This window comes from Photobacterium malacitanum, assembly GCF_900185615.1.
Lineage (GTDB): Bacteria > Pseudomonadota > Gammaproteobacteria > Enterobacterales > Vibrionaceae > Photobacterium > Photobacterium malacitanum.
This window is the reverse complement of sequence record NZ_FYAK01000041.1, coordinates 1-1,033: the sequence shown is the minus strand read 5'-3', so window position 1 is coordinate 1,033 and position 1,033 is coordinate 1. Positions and strand designations below refer to the sequence as shown.

At 47.5% G+C, this 1,033-nt stretch carries 1 protein-coding gene; it reads left to right on the top strand.

Going from position 1 to position 1,033, the window contains the following annotated elements; genetic code table 11:
* Positions 1–1,033: hypothetical protein (locus tag PMAL9190_RS20260; protein WP_159458408.1), on the top strand; the 1,033-nt coding region annotated here is incomplete at both ends.

Here is a 1,033-nt window from a genome sequence, read left to right as displayed (position 1 = left end):
ACATTTACAGTTAACGGTAACGTATTAACCGTGCTTGATAGCGATAACAAGCCAGTGATGGTCGTAACGATTGCGAAAGATGGCGCATACACGGTTGAAGTGACAGGCCCCATTGATCAAAATGATGCAGACATTGCCAACATTAACCTAGGCGTGACGGCGACGGATAATGATGGTGACAGCACGCAAGGACAAGTTGTTATTACTGTCACTGATGGTGCTGATGCGGGCGGTAATGAGCACGGTGATATTACTATTACCGAAGGTGATTTAACTCCTCAAGCTGGTGAGCAAGGCTACCCTGTATCGGGCAACACCACGATTGTGATTGAGGCGGGCGCTGATCGTCTAGACCCAACTAAAGTGACCATCGATCCGACTCAATTAACCCAATTAATTAGCGAATTAGAGTCAGAGTTAACTACGGGTGATAATCAAGCGATCAGCTTTAGCTATGACAGCACCACCGGGCAATTAGTCGGTGTGACCGCTGACGGCGAGCAAGTGGTGACGGTATCATTGGATGCCGTCCAAGCGGCGAACGGCCACGATATCGACGTCACAGTGACGATTAATCAAGACAAACCGTTAAACCACACCGACAGTGGTGTCGATGGTTTGGTTGATAGTGTTAACGATAAAATCACCATTGATGTGCCGATTCAGGTGCAAGATACCGATGGTGATTGGCTACAAAAGCCTGCCAATGTTGATATCACCATTGTTGATGGTGCCAACCCAGAATTTGGCACTGACAGTGGCACCACCATTAATGAAACCACCCAAAATGGTGAGGTTATTAGCGGCGAAGTGCCGTTGGATGTGGGCTCAGATGCGATCCATCAGCTTGATTTCAATGCTGACCAACCGGATTTAGCCAACCTAACCAGTAATGGTGCTGCGACTACATTTACAGTTAACGGTAACGTATTAACCGTGCTTGATAGCGATAACAAGCCAGTGATGGTCGTAACGATTGCGAAAGATGGCGCATACACGGTTGAAGTGACAGGCCCCATTGATCAAAATGATG